General features: G+C 61.1%; 16 protein-coding genes. 13 read left to right on the top strand and 3 right to left on the bottom strand.

The features are described from left to right. Positions 1 to 84: 84 nt before the first annotated feature. The 3 genes from ASD75_RS10500 to ASD75_RS10490 form a co-directional block, all read right to left on the bottom strand. Positions 85 to 861, bottom strand: coding sequence for a hypothetical protein (locus ASD75_RS10500; RefSeq protein WP_056745435.1), 777 nt, complete (start codon positions 859 to 861; stop codon positions 85 to 87). Positions 862 to 925: 64 nt separating this feature from the next. After that, on the bottom strand, positions 926 to 1,588 hold the full coding sequence (locus ASD75_RS10495) for a TetR/AcrR family transcriptional regulator (RefSeq protein ID WP_056059478.1): 663 nt from the start codon (positions 1,586 to 1,588) through the stop codon (positions 926 to 928). Positions 1,589 to 1,817: 229 nt separating this feature from the next. Next, complete coding sequence (locus ASD75_RS10490) at positions 1,818 to 2,423, bottom strand: phasin family protein (protein WP_056059476.1); 606 nt, start codon at positions 2,421 to 2,423, stop codon at positions 1,818 to 1,820. Positions 2,424 to 2,651: 228 nt separating this feature from the next. Here ASD75_RS10490 and ASD75_RS10485 point away from each other — a divergent pair, with 228 nt between their 5' ends. The 13 genes from ASD75_RS10485 (at position 2,652) to ASD75_RS10430 (ending at position 15,437) form a co-directional block, all read left to right on the top strand. Beyond that, the gene (locus tag ASD75_RS10485; RefSeq protein WP_056745433.1) at positions 2,652 to 4,637 is read left to right on the top strand and encodes an SDR family oxidoreductase; all 1,986 of its coding nucleotides are present in this window, start codon (positions 2,652 to 2,654) and stop codon (positions 4,635 to 4,637) included. A gap of 111 nt (positions 4,638 to 4,748) precedes the next feature. Next, positions 4,749 to 5,843, top strand: coding sequence for a dTDP-glucose 4,6-dehydratase (gene rfbB / locus ASD75_RS10480; protein WP_056745430.1), 1,095 nt, complete (start codon positions 4,749 to 4,751; stop codon positions 5,841 to 5,843). Further along, complete coding sequence (gene rfbD, locus ASD75_RS10475) at positions 5,840 to 6,730, top strand: dTDP-4-dehydrorhamnose reductase (RefSeq protein WP_056745428.1); 891 nt, start codon at positions 5,840 to 5,842, stop codon at positions 6,728 to 6,730. The genes rfbB and rfbD overlap by 4 nt, the downstream gene beginning before the upstream one ends. A gap of 13 nt (positions 6,731 to 6,743) precedes the next feature. After that, a complete protein-coding gene (gene rfbA / locus ASD75_RS10470; protein WP_056745426.1) occupies positions 6,744 to 7,628 on the top strand; it encodes a glucose-1-phosphate thymidylyltransferase RfbA in 885 nt (294 codons plus the stop codon). 6 nt (positions 7,629 to 7,634) lie between these two features. After that, complete coding sequence (rfbC, locus tag ASD75_RS10465) at positions 7,635 to 8,180, top strand: dTDP-4-dehydrorhamnose 3,5-epimerase (protein ID WP_056745424.1); 546 nt, start codon at positions 7,635 to 7,637, stop codon at positions 8,178 to 8,180. Continuing rightward, positions 8,177 to 9,364 (top strand): DUF1972 domain-containing protein, encoded by a 1,188-nt coding sequence (locus tag ASD75_RS10460; protein WP_056745422.1) that lies wholly within the window; start codon positions 8,177 to 8,179, stop codon positions 9,362 to 9,364. The genes rfbC and ASD75_RS10460 overlap by 4 nt, the downstream gene beginning before the upstream one ends. Positions 9,365 to 9,447: 83 nt before the next feature. Beyond that, positions 9,448 to 10,374, top strand: a complete 927-nt coding sequence (locus ASD75_RS10455; RefSeq protein ID WP_056745883.1) for a glycosyltransferase family 2 protein — start codon at positions 9,448 to 9,450, stop codon at positions 10,372 to 10,374. A 69-nt stretch (positions 10,375 to 10,443) separates the two neighbouring features. Then, positions 10,444 to 12,162: a GspE/PulE family protein gene (locus ASD75_RS10450; protein WP_056745420.1), complete on the top strand. Its 1,719-nt coding sequence runs from the start codon at positions 10,444 to 10,446 to the stop codon at positions 12,160 to 12,162. Next, the gene (locus ASD75_RS10445; protein WP_056745418.1) at positions 12,155 to 13,363 is read left to right on the top strand and encodes a type II secretion system F family protein; all 1,209 of its coding nucleotides are present in this window, start codon (positions 12,155 to 12,157) and stop codon (positions 13,361 to 13,363) included. The genes ASD75_RS10450 and ASD75_RS10445 overlap by 8 nt, the downstream gene beginning before the upstream one ends. Positions 13,364 to 13,395: 32 nt before the next feature. Continuing rightward, the gene (gene gspG / locus ASD75_RS23325) at positions 13,396 to 13,833 is read left to right on the top strand and encodes a type II secretion system major pseudopilin GspG (protein ID WP_199737524.1); all 438 of its coding nucleotides are present in this window, start codon (positions 13,396 to 13,398) and stop codon (positions 13,831 to 13,833) included. Further along, entirely contained in the window at positions 13,766 to 14,380 is a 615-nt protein-coding gene (locus ASD75_RS10440) for a Tfp pilus assembly protein FimT/FimU (protein ID WP_235511598.1), read from the top strand. The genes gspG and ASD75_RS10440 overlap by 68 nt, the downstream gene beginning before the upstream one ends. A gap of 17 nt (positions 14,381 to 14,397) precedes the next feature. Continuing rightward, the gene (locus ASD75_RS10435) at positions 14,398 to 14,829 is read left to right on the top strand and encodes a prepilin-type N-terminal cleavage/methylation domain-containing protein (RefSeq protein ID WP_235511608.1); all 432 of its coding nucleotides are present in this window, start codon (positions 14,398 to 14,400) and stop codon (positions 14,827 to 14,829) included. Continuing rightward, positions 14,826 to 15,437, top strand: coding sequence for a prepilin-type N-terminal cleavage/methylation domain-containing protein (locus tag ASD75_RS10430; RefSeq protein WP_056745416.1), 612 nt, complete (start codon positions 14,826 to 14,828; stop codon positions 15,435 to 15,437). The genes ASD75_RS10435 and ASD75_RS10430 overlap by 4 nt, the downstream gene beginning before the upstream one ends. Positions 15,438 to 15,464 lie beyond the last annotated feature (27 nt).

The following is a 15,464-nucleotide window of genomic DNA, read 5'->3' as shown; positions in this document are numbered from 1 at the left end:
CAGCGAGGGTGTCGTCCCCCTTCCCGAATGGCGTAGCCAGTCGAGAGAAGGGGGAAGCGGCAAAGCCGCTCAGGGGGCTGCCTCTTACTCTTCTTCCAGTTCCGCCCGTGCCATCTCCACATCCAGCCGCTCCATGGCATCCATGGGTTCTGCGGTGGCGGCCTTTTCGTAGAGCGCAGTGGCTTCCTTCATCTTCTTGTCGCCCTCCAGCATGACGAGGGCATTGGCGTACTCAATCATGGCGATGGCCGATCCCGGGTTGAGCTTGAGGGCCTCCTGGAACAGCTTGAGGCCCGTGTCCTTCTTGGCGCCATAGGTCATGCCGCCAATCAGCGAACCCACCTTGTCGATCACCTCCGCATGGAAGGCACCCAGCGCAATGCGCGCATCGGCGTGTTTGGGCGACAGGGCGATGGCTTTTTCCAGCGACTCCTTCACCTTGCCGCCCAGGCCCTGTGCCAGCGCCTTGGCCACGCTGATGCCCTGGCTGTAGCGGCCCAGCGCATACGCATGCCAGTACCAGGCGTTGGCGTTGTTCGGTTCTGCGGTTGCCTGGGCCTCGGCCCTTTCGGCCACCTGCATGAACAGGTCCAGCCGCGTCTTTTCCTTGGGCTCCAGGTAGTTGGCGTAGATGGAGGTGGCCTTGTTGGCCGCAGTAATGCCCGCGCCACCGGCCGCCAGGCCTGCAGCCGCCGCTCTCTCAAAGTCGCCGTTGTGGAACAGCGCCCACGCTTCCAGTGCGGCTGCGTCCTTGGGGCAGGGTTCGGCATCACCGCCATGCAGTCGTGCCCATTGCTTCTTGACGCTCGCAGCGTCGAACTGGTAGTCGTCGGCGTGGGGGAAGGGGGTCCATTTGGCCATGGTGTGTGTCTCCGGAAGTTCTTGTGGTTGGGTGTCTGTGGTGGGCCGTCTCTGTGTCTCTGTATCAGCCAGGCACTGCGGCGTAGGCGCCGACCAGCTCCAGCAGGTGGGCCCGCTGGCCGCTTTCGAGGTAGGGCATGAGCAGGTTCAGCACATGGTGGGCTCCGCGCAGCAGCGCGGCCTGGGCGCTTTCAGGCTCCAGCGCGCGGCGCGGGTCGCGCACGTATTCAAAACTGAGCCAGTAGGTGAGCACCACGACCATGCTGGTGGCGGTGGCCTCCAGCTCGCGCGAGTCGATGTGCAGCGCGTCTGCGCGTCCCATGCCATCGAGCATGGCGCGCACGGCGCGGGTCTTGTTCTTGAGGATGGCCTGGAAGTGCGTCTCCAGGCGCCGGTTCTTGGACAGCAGGTCGTTGAGATCGCGGTACAGAAAGCGGTACTGCCAGATCAGCTCGAACAGCGAGTGCATGAAGAACCAGGCGTCCTCCACATTGCGCACACCATCTGCTGCGGCCAGCAGCTCGGTGAGCGAGCCTTCGTAGCGATCAAACAGCGCGTTGATCAGCTCGTCCTTGGCGGGGTAGTGGTAGTAGAGATTGCCAGGGCTGATGCGCAACTCGGCCGAGATCAGGGTGGTGGAGACGTTGGGTTCACCGAACCGGTTGAACAGGTCCAGCGTCACTTCCAGAATGCGTTCTGCGGTGCGGCGTGGCGCTTTCTTCACCATGTGTGTGGGCCCCTTCGCGTCGTTGTGTGTCGTTGTTGCGTTGTCTCTGATGGCTACTCTAACCCACGCAGTCATGCTGCAGTGCGACATGAGAAGAGGGCGCGCGTGCCGCTCCCAGATCGCTTTTAGCGCACTTCACGGGTTTCACCAAAAAAAGAAAAGCGGTCCAGGCGCCGTGGCGCGCGGACCGCTTGGTGCGGGCTGGGTGCTTGCCGCCGGCAAGCCGTGATCAGCTGGCCGACGGCGTGCTGGTGGCTGCGTCGGCAGCGGCACGTGTTGCGGTCTTCTTGGCCACAGCCTTCTTGGCGGGGGCCTTGGCTGCAGGCTTTGCCGCTGCCTTGACAGGCGCGGCCTTCTTTGCAGCCGCCTTCTTGGCAGGGGCCTTGGCAACAGGCTTGGCGGCTGCCTTGGCAGCAGCTTTGGCGGGGGCAGCCTTGCTGCCCTTGGCCAGGGCGTCCACACGGGCGCTCAGGGCTTCCAGGTCGCGGGCCGAGGGCACGCCCAGCTTGGCCAGGGCCTTGGCCACGCGGTCTTCAAAGATGTTTTCGAGCTTGTCCCACTGGCCCTGGGCCTTGGAGCCGATGTCGCTGGCCATGGTGGTCACGCGGCTGGTGGCTTCGGTGATCTTTTCTTCGGCCACGGCCTGGGTCTTGCGCTGGATGGTCAGGCCTTCCTTGACCAGGGCTTCAAACACCTTGCCACCTTCTTCCTGTGCCTTGGAGAAGGCACCCAGACCGGCCAGCCAGATCTGCTGGGCGGAGTCCTTGACGGTGCTGGACAGTTGGGCGTTGCTCTTCTTCTTGTCAGCGCTGAGTTTCTGCAGTTTCTTGACCATAAGGCCTCCATGGTGCGGTTGGTTGGGGTTGCCGGGGCGATTTTGCCTTCGACGCATGGCCGCACTGTACGCCGCGCGGTGCGCGAGGTGTAGGCGCGCGCTCCTAAAAATGTAGAGCGTGCCATCTAGCCCGCCTGCCGGCTGGGCACCTAGCATCGGCGCGGGTTTCTGCTGAATCGGGGTGTGCAGGCCTTGGGCAAGAATGAAGCTATCTCAGAGGAGTTATCCATGCAGTATTTCGTGACGGGGGCAACAGGGTTCATTGGCAAGCGGCTGGTCAAGAAGCTGCTGGAGCGCAAGGGGGCGGTGGTGCATTTCCTGATCCGCAAGGAAAGTGCGGACAAGGTGGCCGACCTGCGCAGCTTCTGGGGCGTAGGCCCTGCACGCGCCGTCCCCGTGTTTGGCGACCTCACCGCCAAGAAGCTGGGCGTCTCGGCAGACGACGTGAAGAAGCTCAAGGGCCAGATCGACCACTTCTACCACCTGGCCGCGGTGTATGACCTGGCTGCCGATGAGGAAACCCAGGTGGCCGTGAACATCGAGGGCACGCGCAACACGGTCGACCTGGTCAAGGCGATTGATGCCGGGCACTTCCACCATGTCTCCTCCATCGCCGCCGCAGGTCTGTATGAAGGTGTGTTCCGCGAAGACATGTTCGAGGAAGCCGAGGGCCTGGACCACCCGTACTTCCAGACCAAACACGAGAGCGAAAAGATCGTGCGCCAGGACTGCAAGGTGCCCTGGACGGTGTACCGTCCGGCCATGGTGGTGGGAGACAGCCAGACCGGCGAGATGGACAAGATCGATGGGCCCTACTACTTCTTCAAGCTCATCCAGCGCCTGCGCCAACTGCTGCCGCCCTGGATGCCCACCGTGGGCCTGGAAGGAGGGCGCGTGAACATCGTGCCGGTGGACTTTGTGGTGAACGCACTGAACGTCATCAGCCACCAAAAAGACATCACCAAGAAGTGTTATCACCTGGTGGACCCAGTGGGTTACCGCGTGGGGGATGTGCTCGACATCTTCAGCCGCGCCGCCCATGCGCCGCGCATGAATCTGTTCGTCAACGCCGCGCTGCTGGGCTTCATCCCCAAGAGTGTGAAGAAGAGTCTGATGGCACTGGCGCCCGTGCGCCGCGTGCGCAATGCCGTCATGAAAGACCTGGGCTTGCCTGAGGACATGCTGACCTTCGTGAACTACCCCACCCGCTTCGACTGCCGCGAGACCATGGCAGCTCTCAAGGGTTCGGGGGTGGCCTGCCCCAACCTCAAAGACTACGCCTGGCGCCTGTGGGACTACTGGGAGCGCAATCTGGATCCTGAGCTTTTCATCGACCGCACCCTCAAAGGCACGGTAGCGGGCAAGGTGGTGCTGATCACCGGTGGATCGTCTGGCATCGGCCTGGCGGCGGCGCACAAGTTTGCCGAGGCGGGCGCCACCACCATCATTTGCGGGCGCGACCAGGACAAGCTGGACGAGGCCTGTGCCGAGGCAAAGGCGAAAGGCTACAGCTTCATCGCGTACTCGGCCGACATCGCCGACATGACCGATTGCGATCGCTTTGTGCAGCTGCTCATCGACAAGCATGGCGGTGTGGATTTCCTGATCAATAACGCGGGCCGCTCCATCCGCCGCGCCATCGAGTCGAGCTACGACCGCTTTCACGATTACGAGCGCACCATGCAGCTGAACTACTTCGGCTGCCTGCGGGTGACCATGGGCTTCTTGCCTGGCATGGTCGAAAAGCGCAAGGGCCACGTGGTCAACATCAGCTCCATTGGCGTGCTCACCAACGCACCCCGCTTTTCGGCCTATGTGGCCAGCAAGGCAGCACTGGATGCCTGGACGCGTTGTGCCTCCAGCGAGTTCGCGGACCAGGGCATCACCTTCACTACCATCAACATGCCCCTGGTGCGCACGCCCATGATCGCGCCCACCAAGATCTACAACAACGTACCTACGCTGAGTCCTGAAGAGGCAGCGGACATGATCGCCCAGGCCTGCATCTTCAAGCCGGTGCGCATCGCCACGCGCCTGGGCATTACCGGCCAACTGCTGCACGCCCTGGTGCCGCGCGTGGCGCAGATCACCATGAACACGAGCTTCCGCATGTTCCCGGATTCCACCGCCGCCAAGGGCGCCAAGGATGCCAAACCGCAGTTGTCCGCCGAGGCGGTAGCGCTGCAGCAAATGATGCGTGGCATCCACTTCTGATGACCCGCCGGCCCAGACAGAAATACCCGCGTTGAACTCTGTTACCCGGGGGCCGGGCGGGGTGGGATAATCATGGGTTCTGCCGAGCTGGCATTTCACACGGCCCTCCCTATGATTCTGGTTACTGGCGGCGCGGGTTTCATCGGCGCCAACTTCGTTCTTGACTGGCTTGCTGCCTCCAGCGAGCCCGTCGTCAACCTCGACAAGCTCACCTACGCGGGCAACCTGCACAACCTGGACGGCATCCAGGGCGACCCCCGCCACATCTTCGTGCAGGGCGACATCGGCGACACGGGCCTGCTGGAGCGCTTGCTGGCAGAGCACCGGCCCCGCGCGGTGGTGAACTTCGCGGCCGAGTCGCATGTGGACCGCTCCATCCACGGGCCCGAGGATTTCATCCAGACCAACATCGTCGGTTCGTTCCGCCTGCTCGAAGCCGTGCGTGCCTACTGGAGCGCGATGCCCGAGGGCGAGCGCGCGGCCTTCCGTTTCCTGCACGTGTCCACCGACGAGGTGTACGGGTCGCTGGCGCCCACCGACCCGGCCTTCGCGGAGACGCGCGGGTTCGAGCCCAACAGCCCCTACAGCGCCAGCAAGGCGGCCAGCGACCACCTGGTGCGCGCCTGGCACCACACCTATGGCCTGCCGGTGCTCACCACCAACTGCAGCAACAACTACGGGCCCTACCACTTCCCCGAGAAGCTGATCCCGCTGATGATCGTCAACGCGCTGGCCGGCAAGAACCTGCCGGTTTACGGGGACGGCATGCAGGTACGCGACTGGCTTTACGTGAAGGACCACTGCAGCGCCATCCGCCGCGTGCTGGAAGCCGGTGCCCCTGGCGAGACCTACAACGTGGGCGGCTGGAACGAGAAGCCCAACATCGAGATCGTGAACATGGTGTGCGGCCTGCTCGACGAGCTGCGCCCCCGCGCTGACGGCCAGAGCTACCGCACCCAGATCACCTACGTGAAGGACCGTCCTGGTCATGACCGTCGCTATGCCATCGATGCGCGCAAGATCGAGCGGGATCTGGGCTGGAAGCCCGCCGAGACCTTCGATACCGGCATCCGCAAGACTGTGCAGTGGTATCTGGACCATGCTGACTGGGTGGCCAGCGTGCAGACGGGGGCTTACCGCGCCTGGGTGCAGACCCAGTATGCGCAGGAGGCCGCCACTGCAGCCGTCACGGACGTTGCTGCATGAACATTTTGCTTTTTGGCAAGGGCGGTCAGGTAGGCTGGGAGCTGCAGCGCAGCCTGTCGGTGCTGGGCACGATCACGGCGCTGGACCACGACAGCACGGACCACTGTGGCGACTTTGCCAACACTGCGGGTGTGGCTGAGACGGTGCGCACCCTGAGCCCCGACGTCATCGTCAACGCCGCAGCCCACACTGCCGTGGACAAGGCCGAGAGCGAGGCCGATTTCGCTCGCACGCTGAATGCCACCACTCCCGGCGCTATCGCGCTGGAGGCGGCGAAGCTCGGCGCATGGCTGGTGCACTACAGCACCGACTACGTCTTTGACGGCAGCGGCAGCCGCCCCTGGGTCGAGACCGACATGCCTGCTCCCTTGAGCGTGTACGGCCGTACCAAGCTCGAGGGCGAGCAGCTCATCGCGCAGGCGTGCCCCAAGCACCTCATTCTGCGCACCAGCTGGGTCTATGCGGCGCGCGGCGGCAACTTCGCAAAGACCATGCTGCGCCTGGCGCAGGAGCGCGATCGCCTGACCGTGATCGACGACCAGTGGGGGGCGCCCACGGGGGCCGACCTGCTGGCCGACGTGACGACGCATGCGCTGCGTCACCTGCAGCAGCGCCCGCAGGACGCAGGCCTGTACCACTGTGTCGCAGCCGGTGAAACAAACTGGAACGAGTACGCAAAATTCGTGATTGCGAAGGCGCAGCAAGCGCAGCCTGCTATCAAAATAAAAGCAAATGAAGTTGCGCCCGTCCCGACGAGCGCATTCCCCACTCCTGCCGTGCGCCCGCACAACTCGCGCCTTCATACCGGCAAGCTGCAAGCCACCTTCGGCCTGCAGATGCCCCACTGGCAAGCGGGCGTGGCGCGCATGCTGGCTGAAATTCTCTGATCGGCACCCTCACATGACGCAACGCAAAGGCATCATCCTTGCCGGAGGCTCCGGTACCCGGCTGCATCCGGCCACCTTGGCCATCAGCAAGCAACTGCTGCCGGTGTACGACAAGCCCATGATCTACTACCCGCTGAGCACCCTGATGCTCGCGGGCATCCGCGACATCCTGGTCATCAGCACGCCGCAGGACACGCCGCGGTTTGAGCAACTGCTGGGCGACGGCAGCCAATGGGGCCTGAACCTGCAATATGCCGTGCAGCCCAGTCCGGATGGCTTGGCGCAGGCATTCATCATCGGAGAGGCTTTCCTGGCCGGTGCGCCCAGTGCGCTGGTTCTGGGCGACAACATCTTCTACGGCCACGACTTCCACGAACTGCTGGGCAACGCGCAGCAGCGCACTGATGGCGCCAGCGTGTTCGCCTATCACGTGCATGACCCGGAGCGCTACGGTGTGGCCGAGTTCGATGCGAGCGGCAAGGTGCTGTCGCTGGAGGAAAAGCCCGCACATCCCAAGAGCAGCTATGCCGTCACCGGCTTGTACTTCTACGACAGCCAGGTGGCGCAGATGGCCAGGAGCCTCAAACCGTCTCCGCGCGGCGAGCTTGAAATCACTGACCTGAACCGGCTGTACCTGGAGCAGGGGCAGCTGAATGTAGAGATCATGGGCCGCGGCTACGCGTGGCTGGACACGGGTACCCACGAAAGCCTGCTGGAGGCCAGCCAGTTCATCGCCACGCTGGAGCACCGTCAGGGCCTCAAGATCGCATGCCCGGAAGAAATTGCCTGGCGGTCACAGTGGATCAACAGTGCGCAGCTGGAGCGTCTGGCCAAGCCTCTGGCCAAGAATGGCTACGGCCAGTACCTTCAGCGCCTGCTGAACGACAAGGTTTATTGATCTGCCATGCAAGCTATACGGCAATCCATCCCAGACGTGGTACTGATCGAACCCAAGGTGTTCGGTGACAGCCGCGGATTTTTCTACGAGAGTTTCAACGAGAAGGCCTTTCGCGAGGCCACCGGCGTGCAGGACGCGTTCGTGCAGGACAACCACAGCCGCAGCAGCCAGGGCGTGCTGCGCGGCCTGCACTACCAGCTGCCGCCCCGCGCTCAGGGCAAGCTGGTGCGTGTGGTGCGCGGGGCTGTATTTGATGTGGCGGTTGATATCCGGAAAGACTCACAGACCTTTGGTCAATGGGTGGGGGCGCTGCTGACGGAGGACAACCATCGTCAACTCTGGGTTCCCCCAGGCTTGGCACACGGTTTTTTAGTGCTCTCCGAGTCTGCCGATTTCCTGTACAAAACCACGGACTACTACAGCCCCGAACACGAGCGCTGTATCCGTTGGGATGATCCCAGGCTTGCGATTGCATGGCCCACGCTGGACGTGCAGATTCAGCTGTCGGCTAAGGACCAGTCCGGCCGTCTGCTCGCCGAGGCCGACCTTTGACATTGTTGTTGGAGGCAGGTAGCTCGGAGGGGCGTCCAGCCCCGCTGCGCATTGCCGTTCTGGGGGCAAAAGGGATACCGGCGAGCTACGGGGGGTTTGAGACGTTTGCCGAACAGCTGTCCGTTCGCCTCGCAGAGCGGGGACACTCGGTTACGGTGTATGCCGAGTCCGATCAGGATGCTGTGGCGGATAGCCAGTTCCAAGGCGTTCGGGTGCGTTATCGGCGTCGCCCGCAATGGGGGGCCGCCTCCGTGTTAGCCTACGACTGTGCATGCCTTTGGGATGCCCGCCACGGATACGATCTGGTTTACATGTTGGGCTACGGTGCCGCTTGGGCTTGTTGGTGGCCCCGGGTCAGCGGGACCCCTGTGTGGATCAATATGGATGGCCTGGAATGGGCCCGCAGTAAGTGGGGCTGGGCGGCGCGCGCGTATCTGCGCTGCATGGAATGGGTGGCGACATTGACTGCTACACGCCTGATTGCCGATGCCAATGCTATTGCGCAGAGGCTGCAGAACGTTTATCCCAAGGGCGCGCCTTCCAGTTTTATTGCCTATGGTGCTGAGCCCGTGCGCGAGGGCTCGCTGGATTCTTCAGCGCTCTCGGCTTGGGGGCTGGTGCCGTTTCAGTATATGGTCGTAGTGGCGCGTCCCGAGCCGGAGAACCACCTCCTGGAGATCATTGAGGGCTATATCTTGCATGGCGGCGAGTGGCCCCTCGTGATCGTGGGAGACGTCTCCGGTGCCACCCCTTATCAGCAGCGCTTGCTTCAGTACACCAGTGAATGCGTGCGGTTCGTCGGCGGCATTTACGATCCCCGGCAACTGGCGTGCGTGCGCGCGCATGCGGCCTGCTATATCCATGGCCATTCGGTCGGCGGTACCAACCCCTCTTTGCTAGAGGCCATGGCCTGCGGCAACTGGGTGGTGGCCCACGACAATCCGTTCAACCGAGAAGTGGCACGCGATGCTGCAGACTACTTCGGATCGCCGGAGGAGCTGGCGCGCCGTTTGGATCAATTGGTAAGCCAGTGGCAACTGGCTTACCCTGAGCGCAGTCGACGTGCCCGGGACATCGTGGATACCTATTACACATGGGAGCGCATCACCGACGCCTATGAAACGTTGATGTATGCGCAGTGCCGGTCCTCCGCTGCGTTGCCCCACCCGGCGGAGGGTCTGTGACGGCTGTGTGGGGAGCGCGCGATCCTGTACGACCTAGCGAGGGGCTGCAGCCCCTAGCGGGGCAGCCCTTGGTCGATATCCTTATGGCCACATACAACGGCGCAAAGTATCTGGCTGACCAGTTAGATTCTCTGTTGGCGCAGACGCATCAGAATTTTCGTCTGCTGGTTAGCGACGATGGTTCTACAGACGGCACCCTGGCCCTGCTAGAGACGTATCGTTCCCGTCTCGGGGATCGTTTGGTCGTGGTGCCCCATCCTGGGATGGGACAAGGGGTTGTCAAGAACTTTGAAAATTTGATGCGAGCCAGCCTGCAAGGCTGCCATGCGCACTGGATCGCTTTCTCCGACCAGGACGACGTCTGGCTGCCAGAAAAAGTTGAGCGCTGCCTGCATGTATTGATGCAGTTGGAGCAAGCCACGGGCGTCCATCAACCTTGCTTGGTGCATTCCGATCTGACCGTTGTGGACGAAGAGCTGAACGTCATTGCGCCTTCTTTTTCGCAGCACCAGCGCATGGATCCAGCGGCATGTTCTCCTACCGCGCTACTCAGTATCAATCAGGTCACGGGTTGTACGATGATGATCAACCGCGCGCTGTTGGAGATGTCGCTGCCTCTGCCTGATCAGACCGTCATGCATGACTGGTGGTGCGCTCTGTTGAGCAGCAGCGGGCGCCGCACCTTCCTTGACGAACAGCTGATCCTCTACCGGCAGCATGGATTCAACCAGCTCGGTGCCAAGGATCGAAGGCTGAAGATGCGTCTTTTACGCCTTGTCACGAATGGGCCCGGAGTGCTGCGGCGCGTGCTCAACCTCGGCCGTGCAACAAAAGCCCAAGCCGAGGCCCTGCAATCGCGTCTGGATAGCCGAGGCTATCCCGGGGGCTACGTGTCAGAATACCTTGCTTGGCGCGGCGCGCCCCTCCGGAGCAGGCTCCTGGGGTACCGCAGTTATTACATCGGCCCTGAGCTGGATCGGTTGAGCCGTTGTCTGCTGTGGTGCAGATGACGGTTGTGCCGGGTGGCGCGAAGCGCAGCCAAGCACTGTTGGGTGGGAAATTGTTCAAAGGCGTTGGTCATGAAGTTCTCGGCGGAAGTAGGTGAAGTGGAAAGCGTTGACGTCGCTGCGCCCCGGCTGGGAGAAATGTTGCTCGCAGAGCAGAAGTTGTCGCGCAATGACTTGGAGCGGGCGCTGGAAGTCCAGCGCTCCATGGGAGGGCGCCTGGGGCGGCTGCTCATCAGCCTGGGTCTAGTATCTGAAGTGGATGTCTATGCCGCTTTGGCAAGGCAAGCGGGTTTGCCTCTTGTCCGTCAGGACGCCTTTCCCAAGGAGAAGCCCGCCACCTCGCGGATGAACACCAGCTTTTTGCTCGTCAACAACCTGTTGCCTCTGGGCGAAGCGGGCGATGCGGATTCGGCGCCAGATTTCGCTTCGGTGGACCCTCAAAGCGGTGCTTTGCGCGACGCGCTTCGGCTTGTATTTGGCGAGGTACCCAGGATTTCTTTCGGCTTGGAGTCGGAGATCGCTGCCCAGCTCAATGCCTGGTATGTGGAGGATCCCGAAGCTCAGGGTGACGGCGTAGCCGACCAGTTCGAGGCGTCTGAATTCATCGAACACCTGCGGGACATGGCGTCCGAGGCGCCCATTATCCAACGCGTGAGCCAGATCCTCTCCCAGGCCGTGGCAGCGCAGGCTTCGGACATCCACATTGAGACGTACGAGGAAAAGTCGGTCGTTCGCATCCGCGTGGATGGCGAGCTCTACCCGATCGATGAGATCGACAACAAGGACGCACCTGCTGTCGTTTCTCGCATCAAGATCCTGTCTCAGCTTGATATTGCTGAGCGCCGTATGCCGCAGGACGGGCGTACCAAGCTGCGGGTGCACGGCAAAGAAATGGACTCCCGCGTCTCCACCATTCCCACCATGTTCGGCGAATCGGTGGTGATGCGCTTGCTGGAGAAGAATTTTGACCTGCTCTCGTTGGAAAGTCTGCACTTCACTCCGGCGACTCTGAAGGCCATGCGACAGCTTTTGAGCGTGCCGCACGGGATATTCTTAGTGACGGGTCCCACGGGTTCGGGCAAGTCCACTACGCTGTATGCGTCTATGCAGGAGTTGGAAGGCGAGAACCTCAAGATCCTCACAGTGGAGGACCCTGTCGAATACCGGCTGCAATGGCTCAATCAGGTCCAGGTACAGCCGCAGATTGGACTTACCTTTGCCAAGGTGCTTCGTTCCTTTCTGCGTCAGGACCCTGATGTCATCATGATCGGGGAAATGCGTGACGGTGAAACGGCAGAGATCGCTGTCCAGGCCGCGCTGACGGGACACTTGGTGATGTCCACGCTCCACACCAACAGTGCGCTGGGGGCCATCGTGCGGTTGATCAATATGGGTGTCGAGCCATATCTGATTACTGCCTCGGTAATCGGCGTACTCGCCCAACGGCTGGTGCGAAAGCTGTGCGAAGAGTGCAAGCAGGCGCTACCTGCCGAGCAGGCGGATGCGGCAGCGGCTTCGCTTGGGGTGATCCTCGATAAAGGCCAAACCCTATACAGGGCGGTAGGTTGTCCTGCATGCCGGGGCACAGGGTATCGTGGCCGCCTCGCGGTCCACGAACTGCTGCTGATGACGGAAGATGTCAAAAAAGGCGTACTGGAGCGAGGCTCTTCTCTGGGGGGCGGCGATGGCTCTTATGCTGGCGGGAACTTGTTGCAGGATGGAGCTACCAAGGTATTCCAGGGACTGACGACCGCTGAAGAAGTCTTACGCGTTGCACGTCAAAATGATTGAATTTCAATATGACGGTATTGCGTCGGACGGTAAGCCCTGTCGGGGTGTGATGCGCGCGCAGAATGTCGAAGCCGCCCGATTGAGGCTGATTGGCCAGGGGGTGACGCCAGTGCGCATTACCGATAGTTTGGCTGCGGCTGTGCAGGCTGATCCGCAGGCCCGGGGCAGCAAGCTGCGGCGCAGCGAGATCCTGCTGTTCAGCCGCGAGATGGCTCATCTCAAGCAGGCGAACATGCCCTTGGACAGGGCGCTGGTCATGCTCAAGGAAACTGCCAATACAGATCGGCTGAGAGCCTTTGTCGGGAAGGTGGAGGAGGGCGTAAGGGGGGGGAAGTCGCTCTACCAGTCGTTACTGCCATTTGAGCGTGATCTGGGACGGCAGTATCTGGTCCTGATCCGTGCGGGCGAAACCTCTGGCTCATTGCATGTGGTTCTCAAGGAGCTCACCGTGCAACTGGAGGCAGAAGACAAGCTGCGCAACTATGTCATCTCGTCCATGACCTATCCCGTCATTTTGCTGATAGTCGCCGTGCTTTCGGTGGTTCTGCTGTTGGCGTTCGTGGTTCCTCAGTTTCGTGAAATCTTCGATTCCATGGGTGACAAGCTGCCATCTTCCACCAGACTTGTCGTTGATCTCAGCGACATGATTCGCCTGCATTGGATGGCAATTCTCCTGGGCTTGGCCGTCATTTTGTTTCTGGGCTCGCGCTGGAGTGCTACCCCATCGGGGCGGTTGCGCTTGGACAGCATTCTGCTGGATCTGCCTTTATTCGGCAAAGTACTGCGCAACCTTCAGTTTGCCATTTACTTTCGTACATTCGGCATTTTGTTGCAGAGAGGCGTTCCGATGGTAGACGCCTTGCGCATTGCCGTGGATACCTTGACCAATACGGCCTTGCGCAAGGATATCGAGCCCCTGGTCGGGATTGTGAAGGCGGGTAAGCGACTCTCGTCCGGATTTGTTTCCCCGTATCTGGGCAGATCAAGCACTCCCCAGCTGATCCGGGTGGCGGAAGAGACAGGTCAGCTGGATGCAACCCTGTTGGGGTTGGCTGATCGCTATGAGGATGAAGGGCGACGCACTATGGGGCGCGTGCTGGCTGCCATGGAACCCTTAATTATTATTGTTTTAGGCGCCTTGGTCGCGTTCATCATTATTGCGATCTTGGGCGGTGTTTTGTCTATCAATGACACTATTTGATTCTGAATCCTCTGGAAGATATTGAAATGAATATGAAAGAGCTGCAAAGTCCACTCCATGCGCGAGCGCGTAATAACTCCGGTTTCACTCTCATTGAATTGCTGGTGGTGTTGGTGATCTTGACTTTGTTGGCGGGTTTAGTGGGCCCGAAAGTCCTTGATCAGCTTGGTGGCGCCAAATCCAAGACGGCACGCATCCAAATTTCTGAAATTGAACAGAGTCTGGATTTGTTCAAACTGGACGTGGGTCGGTATCCCAACGATGCAGAGGGCTTGCGTGCACTAGCTGAGCGCCCTGCGACGGCGCAAGGCTGGAACGGCCCGTATCTGAAGAAGGGGTTGCCAGCGGACCCGTGGGGCGCTGCTTACCTGTACAAAAATCCCGGCCGCAATGGCAGCCCCGATGTTTTCACTCTGGGATCTGATGGCAAGCCAGGTGGTGATGGCGAAAACGCAGACGTTTACAACTGACGTTTCGGTGGATGCCTGGGGTCCATTTGTGTCTATTGGCGGTATTTCCTGCCTTAGTGCGCGCGTCGTAGTCATGCGTCGCGGCGCCTACGGGTTCACCCTGCTGGAGTTGCTGGTAGTGCTGGTGCTCGCGAGCATCACCACGGCGGTCGTGGGTGCGGGTGGTCAAGCATTTCTGGAGCGTGCGCGCTACACCCAAGCAGTGCGAGACGTGGCAAGTCAGCTCAACAAGGCGCGTGTGCTCAGTGTGCAGGAGGGGAGGCCTGTATCGGTGACCTACCTGCCGGACGCGCGTAGGCTGGCGGTGGACGGAAAGCTGTTTCTGGACCTTCACGAAGCCGTCAATATCCAGTGGGAAGCAATGCGCGGTGATGGGCGGTCAGGAAAATCCGTCGTTCCGGCTGGCGAGCTTTTGTTTATCTTCAATCCGGATGGTGGTGCTCGCGGAGGACGTATCTCAGTACTGAGGGGTAGCAGCGGTGTTGCCTTTCGCGTCAATTGGCTCCTCGGAACGGTTGAACAATCTGTGGCCGTGGCGCAGCCATGATGCGGCCGATTAACCGCTTGCGTGCCCCTTGCGCGAGCTTTGTTTGGCAGCGGCGCTGTCTCACAAAGCCTTTAGGCTTCAGTCTGCTGGAGGCATTGGTCGCGATGGCGATCGCTGCCATCGCACTGGCAAGTCTGTACCGCAGTGTGGGGCAGGGCTCGCAAAGCGTGATGGGGGTGCAAGCGCGTGTGGAGGCCGCATTGGTGGCGAAGTCCGTGCTGGCTGCGGGTATTTTTGCTGAAGACCTCATGCGGCAAGATTCTGGTCAGGCAGGTGGGTGGAACTGGCGAGTGGACGTAACGCCAGAGCCGATTTTTCTGAGCGATGAGGCAGGGCGTCCTGCACCCTCGGGTCCGTTGCGTGCGGCCAAAGTCACGGTGCAGGTCAGCAGGGATGGCGTCACGGCCATGACCTGGATCACCTGGAAGCCCTACAGGTCTGCACCATGAGTCGTGCACCTCGCAAATTGACCCAGGGCTTCACGCTGCTGGAGTTATTGATTGGTCTGGCAGTGACCGCTGCAGTGGTGGCTTTGATTTTTGCAGCCTTAGGATTGATTGGCCGCACCGAGGAGCGCAATCAGCGTGTGGGCGAGCGGGCCGAGCGCATGTTGGTTGTGAGCCAATGGTTGGGCCGTAAATTCGATACGCTGCGCTTGCTGAGTCGTCGCGAAGGCAGTGTCTTCGTCAATTTCTTTAGTGGAAATGCCGCGGGTGCCATTTGGGTTGCACCCTTGCCCGAGCGCGGCGATGCCGGGGGGCTTTATGTTTTCCGCACCACCCCTTTGCGCCATTCAGACGGCCGGGTGGATTTGACTGTGGAGGCCATTCCCTATGATGGTGCTTTGATGGCTATGGACTGGAGTCGTGCCTTGCGCGAAACGCTCATTTCGAACGTTCGTACTCTGCAGTGGCACTACCAGGATGGTCGTACCGGCCAATGGACTCAGGACTGGGACGCGTCCAAGGGTCAGTACCCTGCACGCATCCGCCTTGAAATAGGAGACACCCTCGGAGATTGGCCTTCCCTGGTGTTCCCGCTGGTGAGAGCGAAATGATGATACCGGCTCTAAAGGGTGGTCGGG

It is taken from the genome of Acidovorax sp. Root568, assembly GCF_001427445.1.
Taxonomy (GTDB): Bacteria; Pseudomonadota; Gammaproteobacteria; order Burkholderiales; family Burkholderiaceae_C; genus Acidovorax; species Acidovorax delafieldii.
This window is presented reverse-complemented; position numbering and strand designations above follow the sequence as displayed.